The 12,583-nt window shown below is 39.8% G+C and carries 12 protein-coding genes and 1 tRNA gene; 7 read left to right on the plus strand and 6 right to left on the minus strand.

Annotated elements, in window-relative coordinates:
• Window positions 1-40: 40 nt before the first annotated feature.
• The 7 genes from K6J66_RS02810 (at window position 41) to K6J66_RS02840 (ending at window position 7,512) form a co-directional block, all read left to right on the plus strand.
• Window positions 41-823: a TatD family hydrolase gene (locus K6J66_RS02810; protein WP_038439382.1), complete on the plus strand. Its 783-nt coding sequence runs from the start codon at window positions 41-43 to the stop codon at window positions 821-823.
• Between the two features lie 26 nt (window positions 824-849).
• Window positions 850-1,374 (plus strand): DUF1523 family protein, encoded by a 525-nt coding sequence (locus K6J66_RS02815; protein ID WP_005656502.1) that lies wholly within the window; start codon window positions 850-852, stop codon window positions 1,372-1,374.
• Between the two features lie 50 nt (window positions 1,375-1,424).
• The gene (gene paeA, locus K6J66_RS02820; RefSeq protein WP_038439380.1) at window positions 1,425-2,723 is read left to right on the plus strand and encodes a polyamine export protein PaeA; all 1,299 of its coding nucleotides are present in this window, start codon (window positions 1,425-1,427) and stop codon (window positions 2,721-2,723) included.
• A gap of 72 nt (window positions 2,724-2,795) precedes the next feature.
• Entirely contained in the window at window positions 2,796-3,326 is a 531-nt protein-coding gene (locus K6J66_RS02825; RefSeq protein ID WP_005686915.1) for a hypothetical protein, read from the plus strand.
• 71 nt (window positions 3,327-3,397) lie between these two features.
• Window positions 3,398-4,897: a fused PTS fructose transporter subunit IIA/HPr protein gene (fruB, locus tag K6J66_RS02830; RefSeq protein WP_038439378.1), complete on the plus strand. Its 1,500-nt coding sequence runs from the start codon at window positions 3,398-3,400 to the stop codon at window positions 4,895-4,897.
• 1 nt (window position 4,898) lies between these two features.
• Window positions 4,899-5,840 (plus strand): 1-phosphofructokinase, encoded by a 942-nt coding sequence (fruK, locus tag K6J66_RS02835; RefSeq protein WP_038439376.1) that lies wholly within the window; start codon window positions 4,899-4,901, stop codon window positions 5,838-5,840.
• Window position 5,841: 1 nt separating this feature from the next.
• Window positions 5,842-7,512 carry a fructose-specific PTS transporter subunit EIIC gene (locus K6J66_RS02840; RefSeq protein ID WP_110442576.1) on the plus strand — a complete coding sequence of 557 codons (1,671 nt, stop codon included), beginning with the start codon at window positions 5,842-5,844 and terminating at the stop codon, window positions 7,510-7,512.
• A gap of 437 nt (window positions 7,513-7,949) precedes the next feature.
• Here K6J66_RS02840 and K6J66_RS02845 read toward each other — a convergent pair.
• The 6 genes from K6J66_RS02845 to K6J66_RS02870 form a co-directional block, all read right to left on the minus strand.
• A tRNA-Leu gene (locus tag K6J66_RS02845) sits at window positions 7,950-8,035 on the minus strand.
• A 24-nt stretch (window positions 8,036-8,059) separates the two neighbouring features.
• Window positions 8,060-8,401, minus strand: coding sequence for a preprotein translocase subunit SecG (secG, locus tag K6J66_RS02850; RefSeq protein ID WP_005649335.1), 342 nt, complete (start codon window positions 8,399-8,401; stop codon window positions 8,060-8,062).
• A gap of 108 nt (window positions 8,402-8,509) precedes the next feature.
• The gene (locus tag K6J66_RS02855; RefSeq protein ID WP_038439372.1) at window positions 8,510-10,465 is read right to left on the minus strand and encodes a DNA topoisomerase III; all 1,956 of its coding nucleotides are present in this window, start codon (window positions 10,463-10,465) and stop codon (window positions 8,510-8,512) included.
• A gap of 15 nt (window positions 10,466-10,480) precedes the next feature.
• Window positions 10,481-11,083, minus strand: coding sequence for a recombination mediator RecR (gene recR, locus K6J66_RS02860; protein WP_005626527.1), 603 nt, complete (start codon window positions 11,081-11,083; stop codon window positions 10,481-10,483).
• 130 nt (window positions 11,084-11,213) lie between these two features.
• Window positions 11,214-11,543 (minus strand): YbaB/EbfC family nucleoid-associated protein, encoded by a 330-nt coding sequence (locus K6J66_RS02865; protein ID WP_005629464.1) that lies wholly within the window; start codon window positions 11,541-11,543, stop codon window positions 11,214-11,216.
• 152 nt (window positions 11,544-11,695) lie between these two features.
• Entirely contained in the window at window positions 11,696-12,541 is an 846-nt protein-coding gene (locus K6J66_RS02870) for a 23S rRNA (adenine(2030)-N(6))-methyltransferase RlmJ (RefSeq protein WP_038439368.1), read from the minus strand.
• Window positions 12,542-12,583 lie beyond the last annotated feature (42 nt).

Here is a 12,583-nt window from a genome sequence, read left to right on the forward strand (position 1 = left end):
GTCTATGGCGTTCAAGCCTTAGGCATAAGGAAAAATAATTATGTACATTGTTGATTCTCACTGTCATTTAGATGCGTTGGATTATGAAAATTTACACAAAAACATCGCAGATGTGGTGGAAAAAGCACGTGCGCGTGATGTGAAACATTTGCTCGCGATTGGTGTAACCTTAAGCCGTTTTGAGCAGGCTTATGACTCTTTACGGGAATTTAATAATGTCTCGCTTGCTTGTGGTGTTCACCCACTTGATTTTGAAGAAGAACCTTATGACGCAGAGCGTTTATTGCGTTTGGCGCAAGATCCGAAAGTGATTGCTATTGGCGAAATTGGCTTAGATTATTATTACAGTGCGGACAATAAAGCGGCGCAACAAGCGGTGTTTGGTAGCCAAATCGATATTGCAAACCAATTAGATAAGCCTGTGATTATTCATACACGTTCTGCGGGTGATGATACCATTGCAATGTTACGCGAACATCATGCTGAAAAGTGCGGTGGCGTTATTCATTGTTTTACGGAAACTATGGAATTTGCGAAAAAAGCGTTGGATTTGGGTTTTTACATTTCTTGTTCTGGCATTGTCACCTTTAAAAATGCCGAAGCGATTCGTGAGGTTATTCGTTATGTACCAATGGAACGCTTATTGGTGGAGACGGATTCGCCTTATCTTGCGCCTGTGCCTTACAGAGGAAAAGAAAACCAACCAGCGTATACGAGAGAAGTATGTGAATACGTGGCAACCTTAAAGGGCGTTTCTGCAGAGGCGTTTGCTCAAATCACTACACAAAATTTCGAGCGTTTATTTAAAATTCGTGTAGAATAAATGTACAGTTCTGACAAGGGAAAAGTATGCGAAAATTTTTTAAATATTTCTTATTTATTGTTGTTTTTTTATTCCACGGTTTTATGTTTTCCGTAGTGAATTATGTATTTCCTCATTACGATGTGACACGTGTTACTGGCGTAGAAGTTAAACGTGTTGATAAAGACGGCCCCATCACAAAATCGAATCCAGCTGATGGCCCAACACGTGATGTGTATTACATCAATACGCAAAATGACGATGGCAAAATTATGGTGTATCGCAATGAAGATACACGTTGGGGGTTCCCGTTCTACTTCAAATTTGGCTCAGCCAATTTACAGGCTGAAGCGCAGGCTTTGGGTAATGACAACAAACTTGTGCAAATTAAATACTATGGTTGGCGTATTACGATCATGGATGAATATCGTAATGCAACCTCAATTAAAGAAATTACTGCTGATGACACACCAAGCAATCCGATTGTTTCGTGGATTTTATATGTATTCTTGCTGGCGACATTATTTTTGTCTATCCAATTTATTCGTGGCTGGTTTGACAGCGATAAGTAATATCCCAAACGGTCGCAAAGTGCGGTCGTTTTCTTTTATATTTTTGAGTAATGATTATGGAATTATTTCATACTATTTTGGCAATTGTGGCTTTAATTTTAAGTAGTGCAGTTGTTTCTTCTGCTGAAATTTCTCTGGCGAGTTCTCGTAAGTTAAAATTACAATCTCTTGCAAATAAAGGCGACGTGCGTGCGCTTCAAGTGCTTAAATTACAAGAGCATCCTGGTCGTTTTATTACGGTGGTTCAAATTTTGTTGAATATGGTGGCGATTTTGGGTGGGGGAATTGGCGAAAGTGCACTAAGTCCTTACATTGCAGATATTTTAAATCGTTCTTTTGAAGGAAGTTGGATTGAGCCAACCGCCTCTACAATCGCTTTTATATTAGTGACTTGTTTGTTTATTTTATTTGCTGATCTTATTCCAAAACGTATTGCTATTACTTATCCTGAAATGGTGGCGTTGAGCGTTGTGGGTATTATGAATTTTAGTATGTATGTGTTTAAACCGCTTGTGTGGTTTTTTGATACTATTGCTAATGTATTTTTCCGCTTATTTCGCATTTCTACTGTGCGTGAAGATGGCATGACCTCTGAAGATATTTTCGCCGTAGTTGAAGCAGGTGCAGAAGCTGGTGTATTAAAAACTCAAGAGCATTATTTGATCGAAAATATTTTCGATATGCAAGCCCGTACGGTAACTTCCACAATGACAACCCGTGAAAACATCGTATATTTAGACCGCACTTTTTCTCGCCAAGAAGTGATGGATACGCTTTCTCGTAATTCCCATTCTAAAATTGTGATTTGTGACAATGGCCTCGACAAAATCTTAGGTTATATCGAATCCCATACTTTGCTCACCATGTATTTGCAAAATGAAAATGTGGTGCTCACAGATCCTAAACTACTCCGTAAAGCCTTATTTGTGCCTGATACGCTTTCTCTTTACGAAGTGTTGGAATTGTTTAAATCTACTGGCGAAGATTTTGCGATTATTGTGAATGAATATGCTCTTGTAGTGGGTATTGTTACGCTAAATGATGTGATGAGTATTGTTATGGGGGAATTGGTTTCTAACGAAGAAGAATATATTGTGAGCCGTGATGAAAACTCGTGGCTGATTGATGGTGCAACGCCATTAGAAGAGGTAACTCGAGTATTAGATATTGCTTATTTTCCCGATGAAGAAAACTACGAAACTATCAGTGGTTTTATGATGTATATGTTACGTAAAATCCCGAAAAAAACCGATTCTGTGGTTTACGGAAAATACAAGTTTGAAGTGATTGATACGGAAAACTTTAAAATCGATCAGATTTTGGTGTCTTTAGTAAAAGAGGCGGAATAATTACCGCCCTTTCTTTAATGCCTTTCAGCCAGTATAATGGCGGCGTTTTATTAACTTTAATCAGGTATGACTATGTTTAAAAAAATCTCTGTTTTATTTTTTACGTTAATATTGGCAGGTTGTTCTTCTTGGTCATCGGTTACTAACTATATTCCATTTATGGGGAACGATAAAAAAGTGATTGATTTAGATAAAGATAAAATCGATCAGAAATCCTATGCAGCTGCTTATGAAGCGACTGTGGCGACATATAAAGGTCGCGTGAATGAAAATTTCTTTGTAGATAATTTTGCAAGTGGTGCGAATGACTGGTATTTAGGTCGTATTTTAGTTCCTGTGAAACAAATTCAGGATAAACTTTATACAGGCGGTCATGATTCTGATGTATATGCTTATTATAGTGGTGTGTTACATGCGGAAGCATTGCAAGCTAACCTTAAACGTTTGAGTGCAAATTGTTGGGAAAAAGTGGATTCGCAAAGTATGGCTCAAGGTATTTATGATGCGATGCGTGATTTACAAAAAGGCGAAGCACGCGGAGAAAATGATGAATATATTGTGCAAGGTAGTGAAGCGCTGCTGAAAGCCTGTACATCTAAATAATTGTTTTTCAATAAGCTGCTGGTCGATTTGTTTCATCCGCAGCTTTCTTTTTAAATTATTAAGGAGCAAGAATGTTAGAACTTTCGGAAAGCAACATTCATTTAAATGCTAATGCAATTGATAAACAACAAGCGATTGAAATGGCAGCGTCCGCATTGGTTCAAGCAGACAATGTTGAAAATGGTTACTTGCAAGGAATGTTAGCGCGCGAGCTGCAAACCTCGACCTTTTTAGGCAATGGCATCGCTATTCCTCACGGCACCTTGGATACTCGTTTGATGGTAAAGAAAACGGGCGTGCAAGTGTTTCAATTTCCTCAAGGCATAGAATGGGGCGAAGGAAATATTGCTTATGTCGTGATTGGTATTGCGGCGCGATCTGATGAGCATTTGTCCTTATTACGTCAACTTACCCACGTTTTGAGTGATGAAGATACCGCAGCAAAATTAGCAAAAATAACTGATGTGGCTGAATTTTGTGCGATTTTAATGGGAGAGACAATTGAGCCATTTGAAATTCCTGCTGCCAATATCAGTTTAGATGTAAATACCCAAAGCCTATTAACTTTAGTTGCGATTAATGCGGGGCAATTACAGGTGCAAAGTGCGGTAGAAAATCGCTTTATTTCTGAAGTGATAAATAATGCGGCATTACCGCTTGGCAAAGGGTTATGGGTAACGGATTCTGTCGTAGGAAATATGAAAAATGCCTTAGCATTTAGTCGTGCTAAAACAATTTTTAGCCACAATGGCAAGGCCGTAAAAGGCGTGATAACCGTTTCAGCCGTCGGTGATCAAATTAATCCAACTTTGGCGCGTTTATTAGATGACGATGTCCAAACAACCTTGCTCAATGGAAATTCAACAGAAATTTTGACCGCACTTTTGGGGTCAGAGTGTGATGTTGAAACTCAATCTGTAGAAGGTGCTGTTGTAGGAACCTTTACGATTCGTAATGAACACGGTTTACATGCTCGCCCAAGTGCAAATTTGGTTAATGAAGTGAAAAAATTCACTTCTAAAATAACCATGCAAAATCTTACTCGTGAAAGTGAAGTCGTCAGCGCAAAAAGTTTGATGAAGATTGTTGCGCTTGGTGTAACACAAGGTCATCGTTTACGTTTTGTGGCAGAGGGAGAAGATGCCAAACAAGCGATAGAATCATTGGGCAAAGCGATAGCCAATGGCTTGGGAGAGAATGTTTCGGCAGTGCCACCGTCTGAACCCGATACCATTGAGATTATGGGCGATCAAATTCACATACCTGCGGTAACAGAAGATGATAATTTGCCAGCAAATGCCATTGAGGCCGTGTTTGTGATTAAAAATGAGCAAGGTTTGCACGCTCGCCCAAGTGCAATATTGGTAAACGAAGTGAAGAAATATAATGCTTCCGTAGCAGTTCAAAACCTTGATCGTAATTCTCAATTAGTGAGTGCTAAAAGTTTGATGAAAATTGTGGCATTAGGCGTAGTGAAAGGGACTCGTTTACGTTTTGTTGCGACGGGCGAAGAGGCACAACAAGCTATTGACGGAATCAGTGCTGTGATTGAATCGGGTTTAGGGGAATAGTATGGCAAGCGTCGTAACCATTACCTTAAATGCCGCCTATGATTTAGTTGGGCGTTTAAATCGTATTCAACTTGGCGAAGTAAATACGGTAGAAACATTGGGCTTATTCCCTGCTGGAAAAGGCATTAATGTCGCAAAAGTACTAAAAGATTTAGGCGTTAATGTTGCAGTCGGTGGCTTTTTGGGCAAGGATAATTCAGCTGATTTCGAGCAAATGTTTAATCAGCACGGTTTGGAAGATAAATTCCACCGTGTTGATGGCAAAACACGTATCAATGTAAAAATTACCGAGACTGAAGCGGATGTGACAGATTTAAATTTCTTGGGATATCAAATAAGCCCACAAGTTTGGCAACAATTTGTAACTGATTCTTTGGCTTATTGTTTAGATTATGACATTGTCGCAGTTTGTGGCAGTTTACCTCGAGGTGTATCTCCTGAATTATTTGCTGATTGGTTGAATCAGCTTCATCAAGCTGACGTCAAAGTGGTGCTTGATAGTAGCAATGCTGCGCTCACCGCTGGATTAAAAGCGAAACCTTGGTTAGTAAAACCCAATCATCGAGAACTTGAGGCTTGGGTTGGTCATCCATTAAATAGTCTTGAAGAAATTATTGCCGCTGCACAGCAACTCAAAGCGGAAGGCATTGAAAACGTAATTATTTCAATGGGCGCAAAAGGTTCTTTATGGATTAATAATGAAGGCGTGCTCAAAGCCGAACCAGCAAAATGTGAAAATGTCGTGAGTACCGTTGGAGCAGGCGATTCCATGGTAGCTGGTTTAATTTATGGTTTTGAAAAAGGTTTATCTAAAGCAGGAACCTTAGCTTTTGCTACGGCTGTGTCCTCTTTTGCGGTGTCTCAAAGTAATGTCGGTGTGAGTGATTTGAGTTTACTTGACCCCATTTTAGAAAAAGTACAAATAACGATGATTGAAGGATAGTATGAAGTTATTTTTAACCCAATCAGCTAATGTAGGCGATGCGAAAGCCTATTTATTACATGAAGTTTTTCGAGCAGCTGCACAAAAAGCGAATGTCTCTATTGTAGAAACACCAGCTGAAGCAGATCTTGTTCTCGTATTTGGTTCTGTCTTACCAAATAATCCCGCTTTAGTCGGTAAAAAAGTCTTTATTATCGGCGAAGCTATAGCCATGATTTCTCCTGAAGTCACGCTGGCAAATGCCTTAGCCAATGGGGCTGATTATGTTGCACCGAAAAGTGCGGTGAGTTTTACAGGTGTTTCTGGTGTAAAAAATATTGTTGCGGTAACTGCTTGTCCGACAGGCGTTGCTCATACGTTTATGTCAGCCGAAGCGATTGAAGCCTATGCGAAAAAGCAAGGTTGGAATGTAAAAGTTGAAACCCGTGGTCAAGTTGGGGCTGGCAATGAAATTACTGCAGAAGAAGTAGCGGCGGCTGATTTGGTATTTGTTGCAGCAGATATTGATGTGCCTTTAGATAAATTTAAAGGTAAGCCAATATATCGCACTTCAACAGGATTAGCCCTGAAGAAAACCGAGCAAGAATTTGATAAAGCATTTAAAGAGGCCAAAATTTTTGATGGTGGAAATAATGCAGGAGCGAAAGAAGAAAGCTGTGAGAAAAAAGGTGTGTACAAACACTTAATGACTGGCGTTTCTCATATGTTACCGTTAGTGGTTGCTGGTGGATTGTTGATCGCGATTTCCTTTATGTTCAGTTTTAATGTAATTGAAAATACAGGAGTTTTTCAAGATCTTCCCAATATGTTGATGAATATCGGTAGTGGTGTGGCGTTCAAGTTAATGATTGCCGTGTTTGCCGGTTACGTTGCATTTTCTATCGCGGATCGTCCAGGGCTTGCAGTTGGTTTGATTGCTGGGATGCTGGCAAGTGAAGCGGGTGCAGGGATTCTTGGCGGTATTATTGCGGGTTTCTTAGCGGGCTATGTGGTGAAAGGGCTAAATGTGATTATTCGATTGCCAGCAAGTCTGACTTCATTAAAACCGATTTTAATTTTACCGCTCTTAGGTTCGATGATTGTTGGTTTGACGATGATTTACCTCATCAATCCACCAGTGGCTGAAATTATGAAAGAGCTAAGTAATTGGCTTACTTCAATGGGCGAAGTGAATGCGATTGTGTTAGGTGCAATTATCGGCGCAATGATGTGTATCGATATGGGCGGACCGGTAAATAAAGCAGCGTATACTTTTTCGGTTGGATTGATTGCTTCCCAAGTTTATACACCAATGGCTGCGGCAATGGCCGCAGGTATGGTTCCTCCAATTGGTATGACAGTTGCCACTTGGATTGCTCGCAATAAATTTACCGTTAGCCAACGCGATGCAGGGAAAGCATCATTTGTTCTTGGTTTATGTTTTATTTCTGAAGGCGCATTACCATTTGTGGCAGCAGATCCAATTCGAGTCATTATTAGTTCTGTGATTGGTGGTGCGGTGGCTGGTGCGATTTCAATGGGATTAAATATTACATTACAAGCTCCGCACGGTGGATTATTTGTCATTCCATTTGTATCTGAGCCATTGAAATATCTTGGTGCAATTGCGATTGGTGCTTTATCAACAGGTGTAGTTTACGCCATTATTAAATCAAAAAACAATGCGGAATAATACCGCACTTTGAATGTAAAAAATAATTTTCATTGAAAAAGTTAGACTATGAAATCAAGGACTAAGCTCTGTAATCTACAGGGCTTAGTCCTTTTAGTTATGGATGTATTCGTGAATCGTTTGTAAAAGTAGGAGCAATCTTTTTCTTTCAGTTTTGCTTTTTTAATTTGGGTGTCAGAAAGCGGATTTGTTAAGTATGCCATAAAATAGCCCTACTTAGTAATATAACAAACTAGGCGATAATCCTAGTATTTACAAGTCTCTATGCTGTTTTAGTAATAGATTTTTTTGCCTTAGTGTGAATATATTATTAAGTCTATTACTAAAATTCTAAGGTTCGATAGTGTTTATAGTGGAGTCGTATAGGGAATAAAAAAGCCTTGATTTCAGTAGAATCAAGGCTTTGTAATGCTTTTAGTGCTGTATATTTTTTAATTTGGTGCTCTGGGCGAGACTTGAACTCGCACGACCTGTGGTCACTACCCCCTCAAGATAGCGTGTCTACCAATTCCACCACCAGAGCTTTAATTTTTATGCTAATCCTATTTTATTGTGGGATGTCGCTATTTTTATTGTCTTTCGCTGGAGCTGCTTGTTGTTGCTGAACTTGCTCTGCAGCTTGTGATAAATCGTCAAAAGTACCTTTTTGAACATTGCCTTTATGTGAATTCATATTACCTAAAACAAGGGCAATAACAAAAAATGCGGTTGCTAAAATCGCACTAGTACGTGTTAAAAAGTTACCTGCACCAGCAGAGCCAAACATTGTACCTGATGCACCACCACCAAAAGATGCGCCTGCGTTCGCCCCTTTACCTTGTTGAACGAGAATAAACCCGATCAAGGCAATCGCGACAACAACATAAATAAATAAAAGAACTTGATACATTTTTTCTCTCTAATTTGCAATTTTGCAAGAAAACTGGTCGTGAATGTTATAGAAAATTCAATTTTCTCGCAAGTGCTTTGCATAAAAAAAATATTAATTGGTTTAACTTTAATCAGTTTCACTGTTTGATTTACTGGATTTTTTTACCGCACTTTTAGGTTTCGCTCTATCGGATTTAATCATTTTAATGCGGCTTAATTGTCTTAATGCATTAAGATCTACAAAACGGACTAAATCAGGCAACATTTGATTCAAGTTATGCATAAATTGTTGATAGGTTGCTTGTTTTTGACTAATGTCTGTGAGTTGCGATTCCCAATGAGCCGTCATATCTGGTTGGGTGGCAATATCTGGTAATGCCTGAATTAAAATTCTTCCAGCTTCTGTACTATGAATATTTCGCCCTTTTTTCGTTAAAAAACCGCGTTTAAAAAGTAATTCAATGATGCCAGCGCGAGTAGCCTCTGTACCCAATCCATCGGTTTCTCGCAGGATTTTTTTGAGTTCTTTATTCTGTACAAATCGTGCAATGCCCGTCATTGCTGAAAGCAAGGTTGCATCGGTGAAAGGTTTTGGCGGCTGAGTTTTTTTACTCATCACTTCTCCGCGTTCACAATGCAAAATTTGTCCTTTCTTTACTATTGGTAATAAGGGTTCTTGATTTTCTGTGTCGTCTTCTTTGCCTAATAATTCTTTCCACCCAGCCGTTTGTAAATTTCGCGCTTGAGCTATAAAAGTACCGCCAGCGATATTTAATGTGATTTTACTTTTACGATATTCTGCGTCAGGACAAAATTGCATTAAATATTGGCGAGCGATAAGGCTGTAAATATTACGTTCTTCTTGTGTTAGATTTACTGGACGATTTTTGGCAGTCGGAATGATTGCATGGTGAGCCTCTACTTTTTTATCATTCCAACAGCGATTTCTCTGTTCAGTTGAAATGACATTTGGTAAGCGTTGATAAGCTTCACAATGGGTTGAAATTGCATTTAATACATTGTGTCGTTCAGCAAAATGTTCTTCGGGCAAATAGCGACAATCAGAACGCGGATAAGTAATTAAACGATGAGTTTCATATAGACGTTGGCACGTATCTAATACGGCTTGAGCGGACATACCGAATCGCTTTGCTGCATCAATTTGTAACGCAGAAAGGGAATAAGGCAAAGGTGCTGTTTCTTTTTCACGAACGTCTTTGTATTCGGTTACTTCTGCAGGTTGATTTGTAATACGTTTTACAACGTTTTCTGCTAATCCTTTAGAGAGCACCCTGCCGTCATCATCTTGGTAATCTTCACAAGCTTTGCTGGGTTGCCATAAGGCACTGAAAAGTGCGGTTGATTTTTCTGGAGTTTTTTCTTCTTTGCTCTCTGGATTAACCCAAGCCTGTACTTCAAAGAAATCTTTGGGCTGGAAATGCTCAATTTCTAAATCTCGACGTACAATTAAACCAAGCACAGGGGTTTGCACTCGTCCAACAGAAAGCACGCCATCATAGCCAGTTTGTCTACCTCGAATGGTATAGGCTCTGGTCATATTAATGCCATAAAGCCAATCGGCGCGAGCTCGTGCGAGAGCGGATGTGGCAAGAGGAATAAAATTACGGTTGGGTTGTAATTTTTTAACCGCTTTTTCTACCGCGCTTGGATTCAGGTCGCTAATCAAGCAGCGTAAAATTTTATCGCGTTTTTCGGCAGATAAATTGGCATAACTGAACACTTCATCTACAAGTAATTGTCCTTCTCTATCAGGGTCTCCTGCATTAACAAGCGTATCCGCTTGATGGATCAGTTTTTCCACCACAGAAAGCTGTTTTTTTACTTCTTTTCGCGGTAAAAGTTGCCATTTTTCAGGAATGATAGGGAGATGTTCTAAACGCCATTGTTTGAATTTAGGATCATAAGCATCGGGTTCTGCTTGCTCGAGCAAATGCCCTACACACCAAGTTACCACATCATTATCGCCACATTTAATAAAACCATCCCCACGTTGATGAGGCTTGGGGAGCACGTCAGCAATAGCACGAGCTAAGCTTGGTTTTTCGGCGATAAATAAACGCATAATGGTATGAGAAGATTAGTCGATTTGACGACGACCTAGAAAAGAGTGAGTAAGCGTTGTGCCGTCCACAGTTTCCAGTTCCCCTCCGACAGGGATACCGTGAGCGATACGACTCACTTTGATATTGTGTTGGCGGCACATTTCAGCGATGTAATTTGCTGTTGCATCGCCTTCCACAGTTGGGTTTGTTGCAAGAATCACTTCGTGGAAAGATTCTTCTACTAAGCGTTTTTGCAGTAAATCTAAGCCAATTTCACGAGGTCCAATACCATCAAGTGGCGATAAGTGTCCCATTAAAACAAAATAACGTCCTGAAAATTGCCCCGTTTGCTCAATCGCTTGAATATCTGCTGGCATTTCAACGACACAAAGCAAACCTGAATTTTGACGGCGTGGATTATTGCAAATGTTGCAAGTGTCTTCTTCCGTAAAGTCTCGACATTGTGAACAATGGCCAATTTTAGACATGGCTTCTGTGAGTGCTCGAGCTAAATTCATTCCACCGCTACGATTACGTTGTAAAAGATGATAAGCCATACGTTGCGCCGATTTAGGCCCTACGCCAGGAAGACAACGTAAGTTTTCAATAAGGTGTTCTAAAAGTGGGCTGCTTTGCATAATTTGAGATGAAATATAAGGCTACTTTCCGCTCCCTCTATTTACGGGGGAATACCGAAGGCTTAGGGGGAACCCTCTTCCGTCGTTTTGCGACACCTTCCCCCGCAAGCAGGGGAAGACAAGTGTTCGATTAAAACGGAAACTTCATTCCTGGTGGTAATGGCATTCCAGCGGTAACCGATGCCATTTTTTCTTTTTGTAATTCTTCTGCACGACGCACCGCATCATTAAAAGCAGCTGCGATTAAATCTTCTAACATTTCTTTATCGTCTTCCATTAAAGACGGATCAATGTCAATGCGGCGGCAGTTATGTGCACCATTAATTGTGATTTTCACTAAACCTGCACCAGATTCACCTGTTACTTCTAGTTGCGCGATTTCTTCTTGCATTTTTTGCATTTTTTCTTGCATTTGTTGGGCTTGTTTCATCAAGCCGCCTAAACCGCCTTTTCCAAACATAATGTTATCCTTTATTAAGTCAAAAATTGCGTGCATTCTAGCGAAAAAATGGGCTTTTGGGAACTGTGGGATTTATTTAAAATCTTAGAAAATCTTACCGCACTTTTAAGCTATAAAGTGCGGTGAAATTTAGTGGCGTTTATAATGGAGAATTACTCTGGTGTAATCCATTCGACAGTCCAGCTTCCAGTACCTTCTGGAACTAATGTTTTTGTGAGATAAGGCAAAATTTCTTTCATTTGGGTTTCTAATGTCCAAGGTGGATTAATTACCACCATACCGCTTGCGGTCATTCCTCGTTGATCGCTATCAGGGCGAATAGCGAGCTCAATTTTTAGAATTTTTCTAATTCCCGTTGCTTCTAAGCCCTTAAAAATACGTTTAGTTTGTTGGCGTAATACAACAGGATACCAAATCGCATAAGTGCCAGTGGCAAAACGTTTATAACCTTCTTCAATGGCTTTGACGACAAGATCATAATCTTCTTTTAATTCATAAGGCGGATCGATGAGTACTAAGCCTCGGCGTTCTTTTGGCGGAAGCGTTGCTTTGACTTGTTGAAAGCCATTGTCACATTTTACGGTGACATTTTTGTCGTCGCTAAAATTATTGCGAAGAATTGGATAATCGTTAGGATGAAGCTCAGTCAATAGTGCACGATCTTGTGGGCGCAACAATTCAGCGGCAATTAATGGAGAACCCGCGTAATAACGTAGTTCTTTGCCACCATAATTGAGTTTTTTGATCATTTTTACATAACGTGCAACATCTTCGGGTAAGTCGGTTTGATCCCACAAGCGTCCAATACCTTCTTTATATTCCCCCGTTTTTTCTGATTCGTTTGAGGATAAACGATAACGCCCCACGCCAGAGTGCGTATCCAAGTAAAAAAAGCCTTTTTCTTTGAGTTTAAGATTTTCCAAAATGAGCATTAAAACAATATGTTTCAAGACATCGGCGTGATTGCCTGCGTGAAATGAGTGACGATAACTCAGCATAATATATTCCTTATTTGTTTAATAACGAAGGCGAGCCAATAG

This window comes from Haemophilus influenzae (assembly GCF_019703545.1).
In the GTDB taxonomy this organism is placed as follows: domain Bacteria; phylum Pseudomonadota; class Gammaproteobacteria; order Enterobacterales; family Pasteurellaceae; genus Haemophilus; species Haemophilus influenzae_E.

Excerpts from the sequence above, each read along its gene's own strand:
- recR (WP_005626527.1), bottom strand. The coding sequence starts at position 11,083 with ATGCAAAGCAGCCCACTTTTAGAACACCTTATTGAAAACTTACGTTGT.
- fruB (WP_038439378.1), top strand. The coding sequence starts at position 3,398 with ATGTTAGAACTTTCGGAAAGCAACATTCATTTAAATGCTAATGCAATT.
- K6J66_RS02825 (WP_005686915.1), top strand. The coding sequence starts at position 2,796 with ATGTTTAAAAAAATCTCTGTTTTATTTTTTACGTTAATATTGGCAGGT.
- fruK (WP_038439376.1), top strand. The coding sequence starts at position 4,899 with ATGGCAAGCGTCGTAACCATTACCTTAAATGCCGCCTATGATTTAGTT.
- K6J66_RS02870 (WP_038439368.1), bottom strand. The coding sequence starts at position 12,541 with ATGCTGAGTTATCGTCACTCATTTCACGCAGGCAATCACGCCGATGTC.
- K6J66_RS02815 (WP_005656502.1), top strand. The coding sequence starts at position 850 with ATGCGAAAATTTTTTAAATATTTCTTATTTATTGTTGTTTTTTTATTC.
- secG (WP_005649335.1), bottom strand. The coding sequence starts at position 8,401 with ATGTATCAAGTTCTTTTATTTATTTATGTTGTTGTCGCGATTGCCTTG.
- K6J66_RS02865 (WP_005629464.1), bottom strand. The coding sequence starts at position 11,543 with ATGTTTGGAAAAGGCGGTTTAGGCGGCTTGATGAAACAAGCCCAACAA.
- K6J66_RS02840 (WP_110442576.1), top strand. The coding sequence starts at position 5,842 with ATGAAGTTATTTTTAACCCAATCAGCTAATGTAGGCGATGCGAAAGCC.
- K6J66_RS02810 (WP_038439382.1), top strand. The coding sequence starts at position 41 with ATGTACATTGTTGATTCTCACTGTCATTTAGATGCGTTGGATTATGAA.
- K6J66_RS02855 (WP_038439372.1), bottom strand. The coding sequence starts at position 10,465 with ATGCGTTTATTTATCGCCGAAAAACCAAGCTTAGCTCGTGCTATTGCT.
- paeA (WP_038439380.1), top strand. The coding sequence starts at position 1,425 with ATGATTATGGAATTATTTCATACTATTTTGGCAATTGTGGCTTTAATT.